The sequence below is a fragment of the Ktedonobacteraceae bacterium genome, assembly GCA_035653615.1.
Taxonomy (GTDB): domain Bacteria; phylum Chloroflexota; class Ktedonobacteria; order Ktedonobacterales; family Ktedonobacteraceae; genus DASRBN01.
Genome location: DASRBN010000004.1, coordinates 180,315 through 203,389 on the forward strand (window position 1 = coordinate 180,315; position 23,075 = coordinate 203,389).

General features: G+C 51.9%; 15 protein-coding genes and 1 tRNA gene. 11 read left to right on the forward strand and 5 right to left on the reverse strand.

All coding sequences use genetic code 11. The features are described 5' to 3' along the window. Nucleotides 1-421: 421 nt before the first annotated feature. The 4 genes from VFA09_03150 to VFA09_03165 all read left to right on the forward strand — a co-directional run bounded on the left by VFA09_03150 (nt 422) and on the right by VFA09_03165 (nt 4,365). Nucleotides 422-652 carry a helix-turn-helix domain-containing protein gene (locus VFA09_03150; GenBank protein ID HZU66251.1) on the forward strand — a complete coding sequence of 77 codons (231 nt, stop codon included), beginning with the start codon at nt 422-424 and terminating at the stop codon, nt 650-652. Between the two features lie 301 nt (nt 653-953). Beyond that, entirely contained in the window at nt 954-2,522 is a 1,569-nt protein-coding gene (locus VFA09_03155; GenBank protein HZU66252.1) for a helix-turn-helix transcriptional regulator, read from the forward strand. 21 nt (nt 2,523-2,543) lie between these two features. Next, nucleotides 2,544-3,515, forward strand: a complete 972-nt coding sequence (locus tag VFA09_03160) for a class I SAM-dependent methyltransferase (protein HZU66253.1) — start codon at nt 2,544-2,546, stop codon at nt 3,513-3,515. Nucleotides 3,516-3,534: 19 nt separating this feature from the next. Then, nucleotides 3,535-4,365, forward strand: a complete 831-nt coding sequence (locus VFA09_03165) for a mycofactocin-coupled SDR family oxidoreductase (protein ID HZU66254.1) — start codon at nt 3,535-3,537, stop codon at nt 4,363-4,365. 499 nt (nt 4,366-4,864) lie between these two features. Here VFA09_03165 and VFA09_03170 read toward each other — a convergent pair. Further along, a tRNA-Leu gene (locus VFA09_03170) sits at nt 4,865-4,948 on the reverse strand. A gap of 269 nt (nt 4,949-5,217) precedes the next feature. On the opposite strand from VFA09_03170, the gene VFA09_03175 reads away from it, so the two are divergent. Genes VFA09_03175 through VFA09_03185 form a run of 3 tightly spaced genes read left to right on the forward strand, consistent with a single transcriptional unit; the run spans nt 5,218 to nt 7,905 of the window. Beyond that, on the forward strand, nt 5,218-6,669 hold the full coding sequence (locus VFA09_03175) for a CHAD domain-containing protein (protein HZU66255.1): 1,452 nt from the start codon (nt 5,218-5,220) through the stop codon (nt 6,667-6,669). A gap of 1 nt (nt 6,670) precedes the next feature. Beyond that, the gene (locus VFA09_03180; protein HZU66256.1) at nt 6,671-7,231 is read left to right on the forward strand and encodes a CHAD domain-containing protein; all 561 of its coding nucleotides are present in this window, start codon (nt 6,671-6,673) and stop codon (nt 7,229-7,231) included. Between the two features lie 32 nt (nt 7,232-7,263). Further along, entirely contained in the window at nt 7,264-7,905 is a 642-nt protein-coding gene (locus tag VFA09_03185; GenBank protein HZU66257.1) for an HD domain-containing protein, read from the forward strand. Between the two features lie 3 nt (nt 7,906-7,908). On the opposite strand, the gene VFA09_03190 is transcribed toward VFA09_03185, so the two are convergent. Genes VFA09_03190 through secD form a run of 3 tightly spaced genes read right to left on the reverse strand, consistent with a single transcriptional unit; the run spans nt 7,909 to nt 11,830 of the window. Beyond that, nucleotides 7,909-8,928: a VOC family protein gene (locus VFA09_03190; protein ID HZU66258.1), complete on the reverse strand. Its 1,020-nt coding sequence runs from the start codon at nt 8,926-8,928 to the stop codon at nt 7,909-7,911. A 19-nt stretch (nt 8,929-8,947) separates the two neighbouring features. Continuing rightward, the gene (secF, locus tag VFA09_03195; GenBank protein HZU66259.1) at nt 8,948-10,408 is read right to left on the reverse strand and encodes a protein translocase subunit SecF; all 1,461 of its coding nucleotides are present in this window, start codon (nt 10,406-10,408) and stop codon (nt 8,948-8,950) included. Nucleotides 10,409-10,429: 21 nt separating this feature from the next. Then, entirely contained in the window at nt 10,430-11,830 is a 1,401-nt protein-coding gene (secD, locus tag VFA09_03200; GenBank protein ID HZU66260.1) for a protein translocase subunit SecD, read from the reverse strand. Between the two features lie 723 nt (nt 11,831-12,553). Between secD and VFA09_03205 the strand changes: the two genes are divergently transcribed. From VFA09_03205 to VFA09_03220, 4 genes are all read left to right on the forward strand, one after another. Then, nucleotides 12,554-13,303 carry an ABC transporter ATP-binding protein gene (locus VFA09_03205; protein HZU66261.1) on the forward strand — a complete coding sequence of 250 codons (750 nt, stop codon included), beginning with the start codon at nt 12,554-12,556 and terminating at the stop codon, nt 13,301-13,303. Between the two features lie 84 nt (nt 13,304-13,387). Beyond that, nucleotides 13,388-16,132 carry an FtsX-like permease family protein gene (locus tag VFA09_03210; GenBank protein ID HZU66262.1) on the forward strand — a complete coding sequence of 915 codons (2,745 nt, stop codon included), beginning with the start codon at nt 13,388-13,390 and terminating at the stop codon, nt 16,130-16,132. 1,662 nt (nt 16,133-17,794) lie between these two features. Further along, nucleotides 17,795-19,405 (forward strand): long-chain-fatty-acid--CoA ligase, encoded by a 1,611-nt coding sequence (locus tag VFA09_03215; GenBank protein HZU66263.1) that lies wholly within the window; start codon nt 17,795-17,797, stop codon nt 19,403-19,405. Nucleotides 19,406-19,781: 376 nt separating this feature from the next. Then, nucleotides 19,782-21,464 (forward strand): serine/threonine-protein kinase, encoded by a 1,683-nt coding sequence (locus tag VFA09_03220; protein ID HZU66264.1) that lies wholly within the window; start codon nt 19,782-19,784, stop codon nt 21,462-21,464. Between the two features lie 17 nt (nt 21,465-21,481). On the opposite strand, the gene VFA09_03225 is transcribed toward VFA09_03220, so the two are convergent. Further along, the gene (locus VFA09_03225; protein HZU66265.1) at nt 21,482-22,759 is read right to left on the reverse strand and encodes an alkaline phosphatase family protein; all 1,278 of its coding nucleotides are present in this window, start codon (nt 22,757-22,759) and stop codon (nt 21,482-21,484) included. Nucleotides 22,760-23,075 lie beyond the last annotated feature (316 nt).

Consider the following 23,075-nt stretch of genomic DNA (forward strand, 5'->3'; position numbering starts at 1 on the left):
CGCCGTGCTATAATACAGGCAGACTCAGGACAGAATGGGCAAGGGTTCTGGCGTTGCCTGAGAAACTACACCAGTTCCCTTGCAAAAGAACTTCTGAGTCGAAAGAGCCGAAGAGTTGCCGCTCTTTGGCTCTCTTCAATCAGTTACGCACTACGAAAACCATCTTCCGCTTGTGAACCGCCCGAAGTTGCCGCCCCAAACCGTTCACAGTGCAATTATGACTCACTTTTCCCTGATTTAGAACAGCTTTGGCACTGCTTCAACACGTCTTGACACTGCTTTCACACTGCTTTAGGGATGACGAATAATATCTTTTTGACCAATTCTATACGTAACTGTACGCAATTGTACGATTTCCTTGACTATAGTATAGTCGATACTGTATGATTTTGTCAAGCACTGTACGATGGAGTTTGAAATAATGCCAATTGATATCGATAACGAGACCTACTATTCGGTAAATGAGGCTCTTGCATTTCTCGGGATCGCTAGGGATACACTCTATAGGCGCATTGATGAGGGGAAGTTGCGAAAATACAGACATGGAGCAAAAAACCGTGTCTATTTTCGTTTGGCTGACTTGAAAGCTTTAAAGGAGTTACACCCCGTCGAGAGAGAACGTGAGGAGGAGTCGGATACACGTGCAACCTAGCAGCATCGCAGCAAGGGCGTTTGCCTCAGACGATGCTCGAACACATTTCCCAGTTGTGGCGTGAAGAGTTTTGTGTCAATGTACGCACAAGTATCGGTGAAGAGGAAGAAGGATAACATCATCAGTTAGAGCGCACAAAGGAACGGCCCTTCTATCCCCATGTCTGAAGTCAGGAGTTTTACGGGCCGGTTTGGTAAAAATTGAAGGATTTCCATTTCTCTAGTACAATGCAAGAATAGCAACGTGTTTCTCGTGTAATCTGTGCTTGATGTAGGTCCCTGCGGGGAGAATGGAGCCAGAGATGGCCTCGCGCCAAAAGCCAAAAGCTCATCCAAACACACGCCTTCGTCACCAACGAGAGCAGCAGAATCTGACGCTGCAGGAGATCGCAGACAAACTCTATGACATGTGTATCCAGGAGGGCCGTGAGAGTGGGATCAGCGCGGACACCGTTGGAAGATGGGAGCGCGGCGTTAGCAAACCCGAAGCTCATTATCGAGCAAAACTTTGCAAACTCTTCGGCAAAAGTGCTGCTGAACTTGGTTTGATCGAGCAACCAGTTCCCTGCCCTGAGACGAGCCTGGTTCCTTTTCCCTCCTCTCTTTTTGACGGAGCGTGTTATAATGGAACGTACCCTCCAAAGAGTACAGCATCACTTTCTCAGAGAGGAGGAACCCCAGCAGTCATCCAGGAAGTTCCAGCGGTATTGCTTCGCTCTCATCCAGCAGTTGATCTCGTCATGCACGCGACGGATGCCACACCAGAAGAGCGACTCGGAGCATTGCTCGCCTTGGAAGCCAATGATCTGACCGCTTTTTTCGATGAAGGATGGGCAGTGGACGAACTTTTGGAATCATTGCGGATCGTACTGCACGGGGTACGGGCTATGCCTAAAATTTCACGACGCAAATTGCTCCAACTCGGAGCTGCCGCTGTCATAAGCGGCATTCCTATTCCTGAAGGGCGGCACACTTCAGAAGAGGACCGGGCCAAACTCCACCAGGCGCTAGGGGAGAGCATCGCAGCTGGATGGAAGATTTTCCATACCGCAGGAAATGCGCAGGTCTTAGCAGTTAGCCACGCACAATTGTATCTGGTACAGCAAAACCATTCATTGCTCTACCGAAGTGCGCAACCTTTGTTCTATTCTGGTGTCTATCGGCTGATGGGGGCTGCGCTCTATTTCCAGGGAAGATACACTGAAGCCCACCAAGCACACGAAAAAGCCTATATTGCTGCCTTGGAAGGTGCTGATCCTTGGAATATGGCCCAGAGTCGAAGCTGGCAGGCATATGTATTGAGAGAATGCGAGAACTATCCTGAAGCGTTACAGATGGCAGATGCTGCACTAAGACTAATCTCACACCATCATGATACTGAAAGTATTCGGCTTCGAGCGCGCCTTCTTGCCTTCTCAGCTGAAAATGCCGCGCTCTTAGGTGAAAAAGGAGAGGTACAAGCAAGACTTGATGCCTCAGAAAGACTACTTGAGTACCTTCCGGGCTACCATGAAGAGTTTGACCAGGTAAGCTGGTTGCAACAAGCAGGAACCTGTGCCTTGAATCTCAAAGAATACGATGTGGCAGTAACACGGCTGCAACAAGCATTCAATGAGCTTCCGCCCCAATGGATATTGCGCGTTGTTTCCACCGCTATTCCCTTGGCAAGAGCTTTGATACAGCAGGGGGAGCTCAATCGTGCTTTTGCTCTTGCCAAAAAAACGTTACCAATTGTCAGGATTTCGCAGTCTCCGACGCTTATACAGGAATTTGCCAACTACTTGCAGACAGAATTGCTTGCTAGTTTCTGCCACGACAGGTCCTGTCAAGCATTTGTTGCGGAGGCACAGCAGCAACTCGCTATTGCCTAGTTACTAGGAGCGGAGGCTCGGTTGGATTATCGTTTGAGGCCAGCATTAAGCAAACAAGAAGCCATCCGTGTGGGCAAGTTGATCGTATTGGCTCAGCATGATCAACTTGCCCTGAAGTATCAGGAACAGCGCTTTCATACAAAGGGCTATCGAGTAAGGGAAACGCCGCACTTTGTGTTCTGTCAGAAGCAGTCTCCTCATCAAACAGTATTGATGCACACATTTGGGCAAGCAGATATTGATGCAGACCTCATCTGCTTCATTGAAAAGGAGCTAGACTCATTTGGTTTCATTTCATCTGCCAAGGATTTTGGGGCTGTTCTCTTTGCCATTCTAGCTTCTACATTTCCATCGCCACGCAATCAGCGCATCATTTGGCAGCGGTTCTGCTTCAATACGCTAGTCAAGCTGCGTGAACAAATTGCTCATCCTCTTTCCACACCTCCAGAGGTTTCCTATATTGCCCCTTTTGCGACGATCTATCGGCGTATCTTTGACCTCTGCATCGGGCAGAGCCTCCTTGACATCGGATGCAGCTTTGGCTTTTTACCGATCCTAATGAACGAGCGTTTCCCCAATATGCAAACAATCATGGGCTGCGATAACAACCCTGATGCGCTCAATTTTTCCATGGATACAGCAGAGGTTGCTAGCGTGCGCCACGTCACATTTAAGTTACAAGATGTGCTGGATGCGACTATTCTTAGCCTGGGAACCTTCGACACGGTAACAGCTATTCATCTGCTGGAACATCTTCCAGAAGTTCAACTTGCTCAAGCATTTGAACATCTCTTGAAGCTGACACGCCACCGCTTGATAGTCGCAGTACCTTACGAACAGCAGGTTACAACGGTATATGGGCACGAACAGCTATTTTCACGGGAAAAACTAGAAAAGTGGGGAAAGTGGAGCATTGAGACGCTTAAGAGTCCTGTAACATATTGGTGTGAGGACGTTGCAGGTGGATTGCTCATTGTAGATCGCCTGTCATAACTAGAAGCGAGTGTCCGCTATGCGATTTCGTGACCAGGTGGTTCTGATAACAGGTGCAGGCCGTGGGCAAGGACGAGCTCATGCTTTAGGCTTTGCTCGCGAGGGAGCTCATCTACTCCTCTGTGATACTCTCCGTTCCTATTCCTCAGTTCCTTATCTCCTCTGTTCTGCTGATGATTTACTCCGGACTGCTGGCGAGATCGAAGCGATGGGTCAATGTATAATTGTGCATCACGCAGATGTCACTGACCTCAATGAGATGCAGAAAGCCGCTGATAGAGCTATTGCAGAGCTAGGCCCTATTGACATTGTTGTGGCAAATGCAGGGTTGTACTCATTTGCCACAACATGGGAACTCACAGAGGAGCAATGGGATGAGACAGTTGCAGTGGCACTCAAGGGTGCGTGGATCACATGTAAAACTGTGATACCACACATGCTTGCGCGAAAAAAGGGGAAAATTATCTGCATCGGCTCGATAGGTAGTTTTAAGGGCTTGCCAGGTTTGGGTCATTACGTTGCTGCTAAGCATGGAATAATGGGTCTGGTGAAGACATTAGCAGTAGAGTTGGCCCCCTACAACATCAATGTCAACGCGGTCTGTCCCACAACTGTAGATACCGATATGATTAACAACCAGGCATTCTACGACTATTTTGCAGGGGGCCCAGGACCAAATGCCACCCGCGAGAACGTGATTGCCCGTATGAACGAAATGAATCTCTTCAGGGACAGGGGAATAGTTACTCCCGAAGATATTACTGCTGTCGTTCTCTGGCTTGCCTCTTCTGAGGCAAGCCACATTACGGGATGTGCATTACCTGTAGACGCTGGGTTTTTGACCCGTTAAGAGGGTAGTTTTTACCCATTTCCCAATCAACAAAAGAACTCGACGCGGCGCATCTTCAGTCCTCGTAGTCCCTACGAAAAGCAACTCGTTTGTACCTGGCTTTGCCAGAAACCCTTTGACTTCTCCGGTCGTTCGATCACGAAAGGTTGTTCTTCTCCAAGAGCGTTTTTGGCCTGCGGGGGTGAAATTCTGACGGGTTTCCAGAGAAAGAGGCAGTGGAAGACCTGCCTCTCAAACATATCCTACCCCGCAGCCAATCAACTGTCTCTACAGCAGGTTGTTCTTATGCGAATCCTGCTTATCAAGCGCGTTGCAGAAAGGCAATTTGTCAGTTTATTTGCAGTTTATGACCTGTACTTTCTTGAAGAGACCTGAATGAATCTGCATACGTCGCAAAGTGGCAAAAGTGCTTGAAAGCACGAAAGAAGCGGCTTCAGACCTGAAACATCTGTTCTGAAGCCGCCTGGAGTTTTTGGGAAAAACCGAAAAAGTGAGGGGGTGCCGAAGGGGGGACTCGAACCCCCATGCCCTTAAGAGCACAACGCCCTGAACGTTGCGTGTCTACCAATTTCACCACTTCGGCTCGTTCTGGATTGGTTGTCCTGTCTTTGGAGACAGGCATATATTACTGCATCTGTCGCGGCTTGTCAATAGGTTTGCGACCCGTTTGTAAGCGGCCTTTCCCTCTTCGCCTTCCGGCATAGTTCCTTGTGTTATAATTACAAAGACATCCTTTTTGTATCACATACTGGCTGTGGGATTGCTATGCCTGCAAGCTTATGTTTGAGCTAACAGGCGATGTAAACGATGTTTATGCAACAGACATTCGTTGAAAAGTGGGAGTCTTTTTTCATGCAGGATCAGTCCTCTCCCGTGCGAGCCGCCATCGACATTGGCAGTAACACGATCCATATCGTTGTTGCGCGCTGCGCTCCTGATGCCCTCGATATTGTCGAGGACCAGGTGGAAATGGTGCGCATCGGCGAAAGTGTCAATGCAACCGGAGAGATTTCGCAACAGAAACGGAACGATACTATCGCCACGCTCAATCAATATAAAGCTCTGGCCGGACAACATGGAGCCGAGCAGGTTTTCGTCGTGGCCACAGAAGCCATTCGCAAGGCTACGAACGGTGAGCAGTTTTTGCAGGATGTGAAGCGCGAGACCGGCCTGGAGGTGCAAATCATCAGTGGCACCGTCGAGGCAGTGCTGACCTTTCTCGGCGCTTCCTATGAGCTGCATAACGAACCTAATGCACCGGCCCAGATTGGTGTAATGGACCTGGGAGGCGGAAGCATGGAATTGATCACCGCGAAAAACATGCAGATCACCTGGCAAACATCCGTCCCTATTGGTTCAGGCTGGCTGCATGATCGCTACCTTCCTTCTAATCCTCCAACGAACCAGGAAATTGAGGTCGCGACTACCTTTCTGCAAACCTACCTGCAAAATATGGATATCAAGCGCTTCCCACCCGTTCTGATCGTCACCGGTGGAAGCGCTAACTCGCTGCTGTACCTCGTCCAGCGCGCGTTTCACCTTGATACGAGCAGCCGACTAACGCAGGAGAATCTTATGCGCTGCATGGGGCTGATGATGGCGCTGCCCGCCGAAGAAATTGCTCAGCGATATGAACAGCCACTAGATCGGGCGCGTATTCTACCGGCTGGCGCGTTGATTATACAGAAAGTGATGACGCGCCTGCGCCTGGATGAGGTACGAGTAAGCCCACACGGCATTCGTGAGGGCGTGCTGCTGGCCTATGCCCGTTATGGAGATCACTGGTTGGAGAAGGTCAAAGAAAGCGCTGAGGCCGCCAGTGCGGGTAAGGGAGCAAATGCATCCGCTCAGTTTGCTACTCCAAAGGAGGAGACGTTTGCGCAATCTGGCAGGCGCATGCTGCTGGATCGCACAAAGAAGATGCTGGATTGGTGCGATGAGGTTCTGAAGCACGAAGATGTCGAAGCGGTGCATAAGATGCGTGTTGCCTCGCGCCGCCTGCGTGCTACGCTCGATGCGTTCGAGTCATGCTCAGACCCCAAAGTCTTTAAGAAGCTCTACCGGAAGATCAAAAAGGCCGCCGATATTTTGGGAGCGGCGCGCGATACAGATGTGATGCTGCAAAACTTGCAGGCTCAATTAGAGCAAATGAATGACGAGGATCGGCCCGGCATGCAGTGGCTCATTTCACGCCTGAAAGACTACCGGCAGGAGAAACAACAGGAGTTGGAACGCTTCCTTCGCAATCTGGATATGGATGCTTTGGAAGAACAGGCTGAAGCCTGTATTCCTGGAGGTGTGTAGTATGGCAAAAGCCAGGCCGCTCAAGGGACTGAATCCATCTGCTCCTACCGGGCAGAATGCGCGCATTATCGCCAAAGTGCGCCTCGAAGAATTGTATAACTGGCAAAAATGCGTCGACGATCCATACAGCGTACGCGAGTTGCATAACCTGCGCATTGCAGCTAAACGGCTCCGCTATACGTTTGAAGTTTTTGAGGAGTTTTTCCCCGAAGCCAGCCATCCTATCGTCGATGAACTGCAGCAGCTACAGGACGAGCTTGGCGAGTTGCATGACAGCGATGTGATGATTGCAATGCTGCGGCTGTGTTTAGGAAGCCAGGACGCCGGAACAATCTCGGATACCGCGAAACAGAAGGAGAAACCACTCGTGCAGCCCGAGCTGGTGAATGATCTGCTGGACCCGGCGGTCGCTCCCACAAGTGAGGAACGCTACGGGCTGGAGAGTCTGCTGCATAAACAGGAACAATTGCGTGAAGAGCAATATGCTGCTTTCCGCAAGCACTGGTATGAACTGCAAGCACGCGATTTCCGGCGTGAAATACTGGATGTTTTGAAATCATGAAGCTATGGGAGCGACGAGAGGAGGGATCAGACATGACAACGCCATTTTCAGTTGAGGAACTGGGTTGGTGGCAACTTTCCGAGCCGACCGCCGAGGAACTGCATTTGAGTGGAGGGCTGCGTGTCGAGGACTGGCCTCATGCTCGCCACGTAGAACGACTCAGCTTGCAGCTTTTTGAAGCCACACAGCCCCTGCATAAGCTGGATAAACGCACCTTGCGCCTGCTTAAACGCGCTGCCTTCTTGCACAATGTCGGTATGCTGGTCGAGGCGCGCCGCCACCACAAACATTCTTTCCGCCTCATCAACGAAACGTCGCTGCCCGATTTTAGCGATGAAGAGCGATTCGAAATTGCATGCATAGCCCGCTATCACCGCCGCGCTTTACCCTCTACTTCGCACGAAGAGTATGCCGCGTTGAGCCGACAGGCTCGCCGGCGCGTCTCCATTCTGGCGTCATTACTGCGCGTAGCCGATGCCCTCGACTATAGCCACGATGGACGTGTGCTGCGTGTGGCCGCCGCCAGAGAGCAAACAAATGAAAAGCAATGGACGCTATTGCTCTGGAAACGCCCCCTGGCAGACCTGGATGATGAGCTTGAACATGCCCACAAGAAGGCAGACCTTTTCGAGAAGGTGTTCAAACGCAAATTGCACTTCGTGGTGCAGGAATGAAAATTATTCCTCAGGAAAGCCGGACGCGGAAATCACAAATTTGGGGTCGTGTTCGTGTAGCACTATCGAGGCGCCACAGGCATCAGCAGGATGAATCCATAACACCGGGCGCGGGCTTTCTTCATTCCCCTGCTCGTGTGTATAGGTGACGCCGTGTTCGTCCAGGTAGCACCGCGCTGCTTCAAGATTCTCAACCGCGAGCGTCATGCGGCATAGACTCTCTCCAAAACGTTCCAGGTAGCGGGCAAGCGCGCCCGGCTCCGGCAGGTACAGGTCTTCTACATCGCTTTCAACTGAAAGTGGGAGTGGCACTGCCAGCTCGAAACTCTGCTGCGCAACCACAGCGGTGCCGTCTATTTGCTTTACCTCGCCTGCTCCGAACGGGCCCAGGGGGAATGCAACCAGCATGGCGTCCCACGAATCGGCCTCGCCAGTGAATGAATCCGATGGCGACAGATTATAGATATGCTGGAAACGCCGCGCGGCCTCGCCAAGGTCGGCGACGGCAATTGTTGTGCTGAGTACCTGTGTGGCACCAAGGGGATGGCGCGGTGGCGTCTGCCAACCTGCCAGGCGAAAACGTCGTTCTTCACCCGTACTATCGTGCTGGATGATGAAAGGATAGTGCTGCGCGAGTTCTGGAATCTCTATATCGGCGCGCTGCCATTGGCGTGTCCGGCCATCCGCGCTCCTCAATTCTCCCGGCGTAGGGCCGAAGATGGAGATGCCGCGCTCTTTCATGGCTGCGCTATCGGCCTCGATATTATCGGAGGACAGCACGAAATTAAGATAGCCTTCGCCTTTGGCCAGCCGCTCAAGCATTCTGGGCGATGCTTCCTCTGGCCTATTGACCGCGATCAGTTCGATATAGGTATCGCCGATCACAATAATGCGATTGGCAGTACCGCCGGAGGGATGGATACCTCCGCCCGATACTGCCAACCCAAGTTTCTGGCTGAATACCTGTGCCGCCTGTTCCAGGTCATGCACACCGATGATAATATGATCCAGCCCTGTTAGCATCTTGCTACAACCCTCAATTCTATCCGCGTGTGCGTGCCAGTTCGCGTGCCTCGCGGCGATCCGCCTCCGGCTCTCCACCACCCAGGCGATTGAAACCGAGCTCGCCCTTTTCCCAGATCACCAACAGCATACTGGCATTGAAGATGGAGGAGTAGGTACCACTAAAGATACCGACCAGCAAGGCTCCGGTAAATGAGCGGATGCTATCTCCACCGAAGAGCGTCAGGGCGCTCAGGGTGAAAAGTACGGTGAGCGAGGTGTTGAGCGAACGCGCCATCGTTTGTACCAGGCTGGCATTCACCACCTGCTCGAACGTCTCCGAGGTACGGCGTTGCATATTCTCACGAATACGGTCGAATACCACAATCGTATCATGCACCGAGAAACCTACGACCGTCAGCAGGGCCGTGAGGAACAGCGCGTCAACCTGGACATGGAATATCCAGCCCAGGAACGAGAAGACGCCGAGCACCACCAGCACATCGTGCAGCAGCGCGATGATAGCGCATGCGCCATAACGCCACGGCTTCGCCACCTTGCGGAACGAGAACCAGATGTAGAGCAGGATCAGCACCGAGGCGGCCAGCACAGCCAGGAATGCGTTGCGCGTCGTATCCGAAGCCACGGAGCCGGAAACCGAAGCATTATTCAGCAACTGGATGTAGTTGTTGCCATTATTAATGAAGACCTGCTGCAGCTTCAGGAGATCGTTCTGCGAAAGATCGGAGCGTGTCAGTAGCGTAATGGTTTGCGTTGTTGCTCCCTGTCGCACATCGACTATACTAACCGGAATGTTGGCAGGATTCGGCTTCGTCGTTGTTGGCGTCGGCGTGGCGGTTGGCGTACCGTGCGCTACCGGCCCGGTACCGGTAGTCGTACCTGTAGCGGTCGCTCCTGGCGTAACAGTCGCTTTAGGCGTAGCCGTTGGAGTGGCCTTAGATGTAGCTGTGGCGGTCGGACTTGCCGTTGGCGTGGCGGCCGCTGTTGGAGGTCCTATCGCTGGGTTTGAGGTATCAGGCAGCTTGCTGAGTGCCTTCTCAATATCGCTAATCTTAGGATTGACTCCAGAAGCAAATCCTGTGACGACAACGACTGTGACCGTTTTCCCATTCAGAACGAGCGGATGGAAGACGGTGGAAAGCTTACTACTCGTCGGGTACGCTTTTTTCAAATCGTTCTGGATAACATCTTGTACATTTGTATCAATATTCGTATTCAAACGAATCCAGATGGTCTGGTTGGCAGCTACTGATGGGTCATTTCCTGTCTGAACCTCCAAGCTGTCCAGGTTGAGCGGCTTGACCAGGTTTTGTACCTGAACATCCGTCAAGGTCTTTTCAGGACGAAATTGAACGCTTGCTCCACCGGCAAAGTCGATACCGACGTCCAGTCCTTTCACAATCAATGAGATGGTACCTGGAATAATGACGATCAACGATATCAAAAGAAAGATATAGCGTTTTCCTACAAGATTGAACACAGCAAACTTCCTCCCTCTCCTTTAAACTGTAGTGTTCCGCCGCGACAGGGAGGCTGTGGCCCTGGCAATAGAGCCAGGAGGAAGCCCAAACAGTGCGGGGTGGCTGACGACGCCGGTTGGCACCAGTAGATTCAGGAAGGTGCGTGTCACAACGACGGCGGTAAACATACTGATCAAAACACCCAGGAACAGGGTGGTGGCGAAGCCAACGATGATAGTGGCGCCAAAATTGCTGCCGAAGGCATACAGGACGGCGCAGGTAATCAACGTCGAACAGTTGGAGTCGCGAATTGATGGCCACGCGCGTTTCCACCCGATATCAATGGCGGAAGATAGCAACCTGCCGGCGCGCAATTCCTCCTTGACTCGTTCAAAGATGAGTACATTGGCATCTACAGCCATACCGATGGAAAGAATGAACCCGGCAATACCAGCCAACGAAAGGGTTACGCCCACCAGTTTGAAGACTGCAAAGGTTGTACCGGCATAGAGCAGCAGCGCACAGTCGGCCAGCAATCCCGGCAGGCGGTAGTAGAGCAGCATGAAGAGGATGACGATGCCCAGGCCGATGGCGGCTGCGATCTCGCTTTTGTTGATAGAGTCCTGGCCCAGTGTTGGTCCAACGATCTGCTCACTTTGAGGTGTGAACGAAATAGGTAACGCCCCATACTTCAGCAACGTCACAATTTGCTGGGCCTGCTGCTGGGTGAACCGGCCTGTGATCTGTCCGGGACCATTGATGGCGCTTTGAATGACCGCCGATTCGATAACTTCGCGGTCAAGCGTCACGGTAAGATACTGGTATTGATTCTTCTGAGTGAAGGTGTAGAATTTGCCGACGGCATCACCTTTCATCTCGAAGTTGATATCCGGCTGCCCGGTGGTATCCTGCCCGACGTAAATGTTGTTGGCGTCGAGATCTTTGCCAGTGAATTGCGGTTGGCCACCGGGATTGTACGCCGTGTATTGTGAAGGATCGAAAGTTGATCCAATCTGTAGCTGGGTTGGGCCGGTACTCCAAAACTCAAGCGTACCGGTTTGCAGGAGTGAATTGACGGCTGCAAATGGGTCGCCGCTATTGAGTCCTGGCAACTCAACAGCAATGCTGGGTATGCCGTTAATCGTCTCTACACGAATATCCGGCTCGTTCACGCCCAGCCCGCCATTCACACGCTGCTCGATCTGGTCACGTGCGGCGGCAACATTTTCTGCAAGTGCAGATGAATCATAGTTCTGCGGGTTTTTGGGTACCAGTAGTACGCTTACGCCGCCTTGCAGATCGAGTCCTTCCTTGACCTTCAGTGGATTACTGTAGCCTAGAAAGCCGATATTAATGCCGGGGTTGTTAGGCCAGTCAATATAGGCCGCACATGCCGCCAGCAAGATAATAAACAGGAGGAGAGTAAGTGTTCCTCGACGCATAGGTGTTGTTTCCCCTTAAAGTCTCTATTTTACAAACAATTGCACGTTTGAAAAACTCACAACATATGAACCCGATAATGCTCCCGTGCAGTATAGCATAGTTGAGACCTGTTGCAAATCCCTTTTTGATTCACACGAAACGCTTTGCGGCTTTTTTCACCGCCTCTCCTGATGAATTTGAACAAGCAAAATTGGTCAGAAGCCTCTGTGAGAAGTCATTATGACTTTCGACACATGCGGAAAATAGGTCTTTTCGTACTCCTTTTTTCACCTTGCCTCAAGTATGCTGTTCTATATAACAGGTAATGCGCGGAACAGGATGATTGTTTCGGCGGCAGCCCCGGGTAGGGATTATCCTGGTGATTACCTATAAGCGCGCCAGGGATTCTTCGTTGCACTCAGAATGACATGCCCCACCATGTCATTCTGAGTGCAACGAAGAATCCCTGGCGCCCTCCATGCAGCTGAGCCGACGGACTTCTGGGTAATCACCAAGATTATCATCTTGACAACGAGAAAATGATATGTTATAACCTGCATGTATAGCAAAATGCTATATAAAGGTGCTTTATCCTGGTTTGTATCTTTCGTTCTCATTAATAGGAGATCAAACCTTAAGCATGCTGATTCGTAAGCTCATAGGAAAGCTTTTTCTGAACGTTTCTGCCTGAGATTGGTATAGAGGCAATTTTTAAATCATCACAGAAGGAGTAATTGCTGTCAATGGATGAAATGAAGACCGTAGAGGGTGCTACTCTACAAGAGACGAACCATCGCATCGTTATGGATGTACGCAATATCACCAAGAGTTTGCCGTTGGGCCGTGAGAGGATCGATATCCTGCGCGGCATCACCTTTCAGATTACGGGCGGCGAATTTGTTTCGATTGTTGGCCCTTCTGGTTCGGGCAAGAGCACGCTGCTGGGCATCATTGCCGGATTGGACAATCCCAGCAGCGGCCAGGTCTTGATTGATGGGGTGGACATCACGAAGATGAGCGAGGGCAGGCTGGCCGAGGTGCGCAATAACAAAATCGGCATGGTGTTCCAGGCATTTAACCTGATCCCGACGCTGACGGCGCAGGAAAATGTCGAAGTGCCCCTCTACGTTGGCAAGCACAAGGGTTCCCCTTCCGAACGCGCCAAAGAACTGCTGAACCTGGTTGGACTCTCCCATCGCCTGACGCACCGCCCGAACCAACTCTCCGGCGGCGAGCAGCAGCGCGTGGCGATTGCGCGGGCACTGGCGACCGACCCTGCCTTTGTGATTGCCGATGAGCCGACGGGCAACCTGGATGCCAAAAATGGTGAAAATGTCCTCAAACTCATCGCCTACCTGCGCCAGGAGACCGGAAAAACTTTTATCATTGCTACCCATGACCCGGTTGTGGCTTCGCACGCCGACCGCGCCATTCGTATCGTCGATGGCCAGATTGCTTCGATTGATGTTATCGGTGGGAGAATCACGCAATAATGCAGCGGTAGGCGATCATATATGGCCGATGAATCGGCGCTGGGCGCGATCAATCGGCCCCTACGATAAATGGAGAATCATCTAATGAAGGCTTCGATGTACTTCAACTATACTTCGCGTTCGTTGTTGCGGGGAGGGCAGCGGACAATCCTGGCGATCTTCTGTGTGGCCGTCGGCGTCATGGCGATTGTAGCCCTGCAATTAGTGGGAGAAATGATCAATGGCGCGCTGACAGGTAATGTGCGCGATGCCAATGGGGGTGATATTGCCGTCACTTCCCAATCGGCGCCGTTCAATTCAAGCGATCTCTCCTTTTTTGACCAGCTTAAGAGCAATGGAACTATCACCAACTACACAGCGTTTTATGCGACCAATGGTTCGAACGGCTTTGCTTCCTCGATCACGCAGTCATTTCAGTTGCTGGTCGTAAAACCCAATACCTATCCGGTAGTGGATGCACCTACCTTCAATGCGCCTTCTAATGGCAGCATCCCAGGTTTGTTGCAGAATGACCAGGTGATTGTTGACCAGGCGCTGGCCGACCAGTATAACAAAAAAGTGGGCGATACCATGACCCTGCACGTCAATGGCAGGCAGGGGGGCTTGACGATGCCCGTCAAGATTGCCGGTATCGTGCAGGATAATGGCTCACTGGCGCAGAACAATGATGTGATGATCATTTCCGCTAGCGATTTTCAGGCCGCCAATCCGAATATTCCTCTAGTGTATACTGATGTCGATATCACGGCTCCCCAGGCGAATATCAACCAGGCCGTCAAGGATATCCAGCAGAAGTTTCCTGCCGCCAACACGCAAACGGCAGCCGATGCTTTGAAGAATAACCAGCAGCAGGTCGATTTTATCAAGAAGTTTCTGGAGATTGCTGGTCTGCTGGCCCTGCTGATTGGAGGCGTCGGCATCATCAACACGATGCAGGTGCTGCTCTCTCGTCGCAGGATTGAGATAGCCATGCTGAAGACGACCGGCTATCGCCGCTTCGACCTCTACCTGCTCTTCGGTATGGAAGCGGCTTTCTTAGGATTGATCGGCGGCGTGATCGGCGCGGGAGTAGCGATTGGCTTGAGCGCGCTCATTCGTATCCTGGTAGAAAACCTCTTCCCGGTTCTGATTCCATTTGTCTTAGACCCTGTGATTATCGGCGGCGGCGTCTTGATCGGCCTGGTTACGGCATTGATCTTTGGTTTGATGCCCATTGTGCAGGCTGCTAACATCCGTCCCTTGAATGTGATCCGCGAACTGCCGGAGGGCAATCGTGCCGGTAATATTGCCCTGACTGCTGGCCTGCTCCTGATTCTCTCGGTGTTATTCTGCCTGCTGGCCATTTTCATTCTGAATGATGTCGGGTTGGGTATCGGCGCGGTCTATGGCACCTTCATCTTCCTGGCCATCTTGAGCCTGTTCTTTGGCCTGGTGGTCTTCCTGATCAGCGTGCTGCCGGTGCCGGAGCACTTCTCGCCGCCATACCTGGCGCTGGTGATCGCGGGACTGGTCATTTCGGCCCTGATCTTCATCCCGTTGCCCGCGTTTGGCGGGTTGTTGTTCGTCGTCTCGTTGATGGGTATTGTCATTGTGCTGCTGCCGCGCTCGTGGAAATCCAGCACGAAACTGGCCCTGCGCAACATCGGACGCCAGCGCGCGCGCACGACCACGACCATGCTTGCCCTCTTCGTCGGCGTCTTTACCATCGGCCTGATTCTGGTGCTGGGGCAGGACCTGCGCGACAAGATCAATAGTGCCCTGGCTAACAACCTCACTTATAACGTGATTACCCTCGCGAGTGGGAGCGAGGCGAATGGGCTGCAATCGCAACTGAATACGATACCTGGCCTTGATCGTTCTCATTACGCCCAAAGAACGTTTGCCCAGGTTGTCCCTGTGGCTATTGATGGAACGCCCCTGTCCAGCCTGGTGTCGAGCGGCAATAGTTCAACCGGTCCTGGCAATTTGGGACGCGAAGGCACCTATGGACTCCTGGGTTCCATGGAGGGCTTTGATGTAGCCAATAACCAGCTGCCAACCGGTATCACGATCAAGGATGGCAGTAATCTCAATCCCAGCAACGCGGGTCAAAATAGCGTCTTGTTGAATTACCTGTTCGAGCAGCTCGCGCCTCTTAAAGGCCATGTCCATGTAGGAAGCACGGTTACGTTTGCCAGTATAGATGGCAAGAGCGTACAAACTGCCACGGTGGTTGGCTTTTACCAAAGTAGTGGATTTAACATACAATTCGGGGCGGTGTTTGCCACAAAGAATACAGTCGTTTCTCTCTCTCCCGCCGGTAATGTGACGAACATCTTCTATATGAAGATTGATCCGAACCAGGTTGGCAAGGCTTTGAACGATATTGGCAGGATCGCGCCCAACGCTTCGGTCATTAACCTGGCGAACATCGGTGATTTTGTCAACCAGATTCTCAATGATTTCCTGATCATCCTGGTAACGATTGCCTCGCTTTCTCTGCTGGCCGGAGTGATCATCATCGCCAACGCGGTAGCCCTGGCGATGCTGGAACGGCGGCGCGAACTGGGCATTCTCAAGTCTGTTGGTTATACCAGCAGAAGCGTGTTGAGCGAGGTGCTGATCGAGAACGGGGTCATAGGTGGCACAGGCGCATTGCTGGCAATGTTGCTGGTGACGCTGGCAACCAGCTTGCTGGGCACCTTTTTCTTCAAGACGGCTTTCGGAGTGAGCGCGTTTATTGCGCTCGGCCTGATTATCGGCATTGCGCTGCTGGCGATGGCGGTCGCGGCGCTGGTCGCGTGGGGAGCTGTACGGGTGAGGCCGTTGGAAGTGCTGAGATACGAGTGATACGGGATGGGGAGGGCATGGTCCGAGTCATCCGGCGTTTGCCCTCCTCCAGGGGCGCTTGCATGCTCTCCTTATGTGTGCCACAATCCTTCTTTCTACAGGCACTTGAGCCATTTCAAGAGGACCTACGCTTTTGGGAAGACTCCTCTCTCACCTATTGGAGCTGGAATTACCTGAGATGGTGATATCCCCAATGTCTGAGCAAAGAGTAAAAAGAACTTTTGATTGGGTACACGCATATCATCCTTGTTTACGTTAATCCATGGACACCCGGTAGGACCCATATCCATTTGCTGAACGTGCGTGCTATCTTGAAGGAAACGAAGGTGATAGATTAGACCATCGGCACCTGGACAAGAACTCGTCCCTGTCGTTGATACTTGGGGGAGAGCCAGAGCAGCATCATACAGCTTTTGTACAGCATTAGCATTGGTGATAGTACGTGAAAGTGGAGGAAAACTGTTTCCTGGTAGGGTGCTGGAACGGACAACCTGAAGTGTTGTCGGCCTGAAAGACGTTGAGGCATCAGATCCTGCACCACAAGAGAGTACTAATAAGGAGAATAGTAAAAGGAATGGCATAAGAATTGGTACTTTCCACTTCACTGAGCACCTCCTGCTCCGATTTTAGTGAAATTACAGGTTTGCTTCGGCCTTCTTACTCATCCCACAACTTTGCGCCTGGCATTACATTTAGAATGCATAAGCGACAGCATATACTTATCTCTATAAACGCATTCCTATCGAGAAGACGATCCTTTGCAATAATTTGTTCCATTCCTTAGTCCGGTCGTTTATGAAAGCCTGTTTGAGCCAAATGCCAGGCATTTGGCTCAGTAATAGTAGCATGTGATCAAATGTAACAGCAAGCAAGCATAGAATAATGCTGGTGCTTCCTCCGCTTATGGATAGCAAGAGCCATAGCTATTGCCATAATTATACCAGCGGTTGGTAAAGGTATTATTGTTATTCACTGATAACCCATCAGGATAAGCGAGGTACTCGTCACTGCCACCATGACCGTTGGGGCCAGCATCATACATCAAGAGCTGAGTATTAACGAAGGAATTGGGATTTGCCCAAGGCGCACCCTTGTAGTTTGCCTGAGCCAGGACATTAGACCATTGCGTGTAGTGAAAATCAGCCAGTGATTTGTAGGTATACCCAGCTCCACAACCAGGGCGTTCATCAACAAAGAGAGCCAAATCGACAATTTAGAACAAGGGACTATGTTAATTGTCTATATACCGGAAAAGATTCGGCAGAACAGAGTATAAGATGATATACCCATCAAAATCTTTAAAGCAGTTGCGCGTCAATGACTTCTAGGTGGTAAACAGATAATGATATTCTATAAAGAGAAAATATCACAGTGATGTTAAATGGCTAATAGTTAATACAAGATGCGTTACAAAAAATATTAAAAATAAAACATTGAATAATTGTAAATAGTATAACCCATCAGTTTCCGTTTGTCAATACTTTTTACTGTTATTAATATGCCCAATTTGGAATGCTCCCGTTTCATATGTTATACTTTCAAGCAATAAGACCTTTCGCGCCGGAGATCATCATGCAAGGTATTGCCAGAATCAATGGCGAGTATGTCGATTGTGGAGGCGATTAAGCCAGTAAAAGTAGCGATTCTTCAGGAGGTCATCCAATGGAAACACCTTTAACCCCGCTCGATTTTCTGCGCCGCGCCCGGCGGTTGTATCCTGATCGTGAAGCTGTTGTCGATGGAGACTTGCGTTTGACGTATGCGGAGTTTGGCAAACGCTGTGATCGCTGGTCTGCCGCGCTCCAGCAACTGGGCGTCGGTAAGGGCGATCGCGTTGCCTATATTGCTCCCAATACACATGCCCAGCTTGAATCGTTTTACGCGGTACCTCAGATAGGGGCTGTGCTCGTACCGATCAACTACCGTCTCATCGCCAGTGATTTTGCCTATATCATCCAGCATAGTGGAGCGAAGGTTGTTTGCGTTCACAGCGACTACCTGGATGTCGTTGAGGGTATTCGTCATGAACTACCGGAGGTCAGGCATTTCGTTGCGCTTGAAGGCCTGACGGATTCCTTACGCGAAGCAGGCTGGCTGGACTATGAGACTACGCTGGCGAACGCGCCGGAGACGTTCACCCGTCCCGAGATTGCCGAAGATGATTTGCTGACCATCAACTATACAAGCGGCACAACCTCGCGGCCCAAGGGCGTTATGATTACCCATCGCAATGCCTATATGAACGTTGTTGGAACCCTGATCCATATCTCGATGTCACCGGCAGACCGCTACCTGTGGACGCTGCCCATGTTCCATGCCAATGGTTGGACCTTCGTCTGGACTGTCACTGCCGTTGGTGGCACGCATATCTGCCTGCGCAAGGTGGAACCGGTTGCGATCTTCACGCTGATACGCGATGAGAGGGTAACGCTGCTCTGCGCCGCGCCGACGGTACTTATCAGCATCGCCAGCGCACCTGAAAATGTGCGCGGTATCTTGCTTTCCGCGGATACCGGTTCGGAGCGCAGGAAAGTGCGCGTGCTGACCGCAGGGGCGCCACCTGCCGCCGCGACCATCGAGCGCGTCGAAGGCGAACTGGGCTGGGAGATCACACAGGTCTATGGCCTGACCGAGACGGCTCCTTTCATTACGATCTGCGAGCCGCGCCCGGAGCATGCCGCGCTCTCCCCACAGGAGCGGGCGATCATCAAAGCGCGCCAGGGAGTGGAACTGGTGACTTCTGGCGAACTGCTGGTCGTTGATGAACAGGGCAACGAGGTTCCCCACGATGGGGCGACGATTGGCGAGATTGTGGCGCGCGGCAACGTCGTTATGAAAGGCTACTACAATGATCCCGAGGCTACGGCACGTGCTTTCGAGGGTGGCTGGTTTCATACGGGCGACGCCGCGGTTGTCCATCCCGATGGCTATGCCGAGATTCGCGACCGCATGAAGGATGTGATCATCAGCGGGGGTGAAAACATTTCCTCAATCGAGGTTGAGGGCGTGCTCCTGCGTCACCCCGCTGTGCAGGAGGCGGCGGTGGTTGGTCTGCCCGATGAACGCTGGGGCGAGGCGCCGCACGCATTCGTTGTCCTCAAGCCTGGACAGAGTGCGACGGAGGAGGAGCTACGCACCTTCGTTCGCGACAACATGGCGCACTTCAAAGTGCCGAAGACGGTTACGTTTATCCCTGAATTGCCCAAGACTGCTACCGGCAAGATTCAGAAATATGTGCTTCGCGGCGGCAGGGCTGCGATTGCCGCGCAGTAATCTATCCATTCTATTGATAATTGGGGCGAGGGGGCGGAGCAAGCTTCTCCGCCCCACTTTCCCGCAACCCCCGCCCCGACTGGATTGGGGCGAGGTCGCTTTCCTTCAGAATTACACTTATAAGCGGAGCAAGCTCTCCCATCTAACCTTTACCTGGTGATTGCCCAGAGGTGAACTTGCCTCATCCAGGGAACTTATGGGGAATCACCAGACCTTTACCACTTTTTGTTTTTCTCAAATTTTCGTTACAATAACGCCTTTGCCTGCTTTCCATCGCCCCACTAAAATTCCCGTCATACGGCGTATACAAAGCAAGTACCCCGGTGGACATATGTGTATCACTGTGAGAAATATATCCTGGAGTGGAGCGTCTGGAATGGCTTATTGCTGTACGCGACAACATATCAATGATCCTCATAGCATATGGTGCGAGCAGTGTGAAAGTCTCGTGGCAGGTGCGCTGATCGATGATTTCAAGGTGGTCTCCTATATCGGAAGTGGGAGTTTCAGCAAGGTATACCTGGCGGAACAGCAATCCTTGAATATGCGCAAAGTGGTCATCAAGCTACTTCACCAACCCTGGGACCAGGTGCAACTCGAGTTTTTCCAGCGCGAAGCGGCGTTGCTCGCTTCCCTGGCTCATCCCTATATTCTGCCCATTTATGCATTTGGCGTTATCTCGCAGCGAAATAAGAGTCCTTATGGACTATCATACTCTCAGACTCCCGGTTCACTCCCTTATCTCGTCTTGCCCTATGTGGCGCAAGGGTCGATAGCCGAGATATTTGAGCGTGAGGGCAAACAACCGTGGTCGCTGGCCCGTGTGGTCTCTTTAACGCGGCATGCGGCAGAGGCGCTGGATTATGCGCATGGCAGGGGGGTGCTGCACCGCGATGTCAAACCCGCCAATTTGCTGCAAATGGGTTCGCACGTGTTGCTCGCCGATTTCAGTGTGGCTTCTATGATTGATGCCAACGTGTCGCACGTGAGCGCGCCCTGGGCCGGTTCGCCCGCGTACATGGCTCCAGAAGTATGGGGCCAGGCTCCAGGACGTTATTCTGACCAGTATGCCCTGGCGGTGACCTGTTTTTATCTGCTCACCGCTGAGTATCCCTGGCAATCCAGGAGCGAAAACAATATGCGCACGTGGATTCATCTCCATCGCACCATTGCGCCACGCTCCCTGCACGAACTACGACCGGACCTGCCTCAGGCTGTGAGCCTCGTCTTACAGCGCGCGCTGGCAAAAGACCCGCACCAGCGCTTTCCGACACTGCAGACCTTTGCTGCTGCTTTAGATGCTGCCTCGCAAACAGCAATACCGGCTCTCCGTCCTTCAGGAGGATTGGGAACACTCCAGCCCCAGGGCGCGATAAATCTGGCTCCTACATCTGTGCAGGGAACACCCTGGTCTCAGAGCGCGAGGGACTTGAAAGGCCCTCCGCAAGCTCCACTCCTGGCCCTTACATCTCCCCAAAGTGCAGAGGTTGTTCAGCATCCTGCCATAACTGCTAAGAGCGCGCTGCCCATCTCATCTTCTTTGCCGGTCGAGTCCCATATAAATGAAAAGGTGTGGGAGGCGATGCTCTTCAACCTGCTGCTGTGTATGGTGTTGGCAGCTGTGACCGCCTGGCAATTTGGAGAGGTGCGTGTCGTGGGCAATGTTTTGCTCGCGTTATGGCCTTCGTTGCCGGTCGGCCTGTGGGTTGCGCGCATGTTCCGCTCAATGCGTTCGGACACCATATGCTGGAGCCTATGCCGGGGAGCGCTTTTCGGCGTGGCCGATATTGTGCTTTCCGCGCTGGTCTGCTATGCCTGGACCGCGCTGGCATTGACAATGCCACATTGGGGCCATGATTGGCTACAGGCGGGTGATGGTTTGCGCATCTTCATTGAGCAGGTCAAAGCATTGCTACCCGAATTTCTGAAATTATTCGTCCTCGGCGCGTGGATCGCGGTAACAGGTGGGGTTTTGATAGGAATCTTCTCGTTCCAGGGCTGGCGCGGGCAATCACATAGGTTCCGTTCGCAGCAGGGTTCACCTCTACCGGGGAAATAGCTGCCGGAACCGTAAGGTCAAAGCGGCAATAGCAGCAACGGTATCTCCATTTCCTCCGGCGTCAGGCCACCATGGTGACCCAGGAAATGCATGTCGAATCTTCGCTCTTCGTGCCACCACACCGTTTCGTGCTCATAGGGGAGAATGACCAGGTTGCCCACTCGCTGCAAAAATTCCTTCGAAAGCTGCTGAGAGCCAAAGAACTGCTGCTCTACCAGCGCCCGGGTGGGATATATTTCCGCTCTTCCTTCAAGCCGCTTTTGCAGGAAAGCAATCGCCTCATCCAACACATCCTCCCGCACGTGCAAAAACATATCGCGCGCCGAACCTGCAGGAACCAGGAAATTTCCGCGCATATTTGTACGCAGGTAATGCTCGATGCCGGGCGCGTAGCGATTGAGATAAAACGTCCTCTTGGGATCGACCTCGATTTGCCCGTGATCGGCGGTCATAATAAGCAGTGTATCCGGGCTATTGCCGTGTGCCGCCTTGTAAAAAATCACATCCATGGCGGTCAAGAATCTATCCATGACCACCTCGAACTGCCGGGAATGCGGGCCATAGAGGTGACAGATCGCATCGATCTTGTCGAAGTACAAAAAATAGTAGCTGGGAGACGTTTTTTCGGAAACGATAAGTTCTCCCAGTTGCGTAAGCGCCTCTATGATCGTTCTATAAGGTACAACCGTAGCTCCTCGATAGACAATATCGGAGTAGGTGGACGGTGTGTAGGCCTGGTTCTGGAAAATGTAAGAATGGATGCCATACCTTTGCAAGCGGCGATAAAAGGTCTGCCGGGGAAAGAAAGCCTCTGATGGGATGCCGGATCGTTTCAAAGAGTCGCGTTCTCTATCTCCTGCGTAAGAGAAAAGCAAAGGCGTAATCACTTCATCGACAAGTGGCTCATAATAATTCCATTCGTAGACACCGCTCTGGCCAACGTTCAACCCGGTATGAATGCAGGTGACATGGGCAGCTGTGGTCGAGGGGAATTGCGAGGTCAGCTGTGAAGCGATGCCATATTTCAGGACGGTTTTGAGGAACTCGTAATGCTCCGCGTATTTCTCAAAGAACCGCCAGCCAAAGGCATCGATAAAGAACAGGATTACCTTGTTATAGTGGGTGGGCAAGCTGCCAAACACATCTACCGGGAAGCCATTTTGTCCTTTGCCGCTTAAGAGGAACTCAATCGTTTGTGGCAGGTTGGCGAAGCAGTAGGAATCATAGAGAGGCCTCACGAATCTCGAGGAGAATTTCGCGTTCTGTACCGCGTTCACAGAAGCCGAGTTGAGCATAGTCACACCTGCTCTCGGGTCAAGGGTAGATACCGCAGAATCTACATGCATGTTTGTGTTGAACACAGTATATCACGAAATGAAACTAGCTCATGCAATCTCTTTTGCAGATTGCTCTTTTTTCGATTAAAGAGACGTTTGAGCGAGATGCGGAGTGCAACTATGGAGTAAAGATCAGTACCTGTTGCCATATTTGCAGCCGGGCAAAGAGGGGAGGGTTTCAGTTGTCCGGCTTAAGGTATTAAAATTTCGTTAGGAATCGAAATAACATATCATTAACTCTTTTCATCTACGTGGTTATGTTGTATTATTGCGT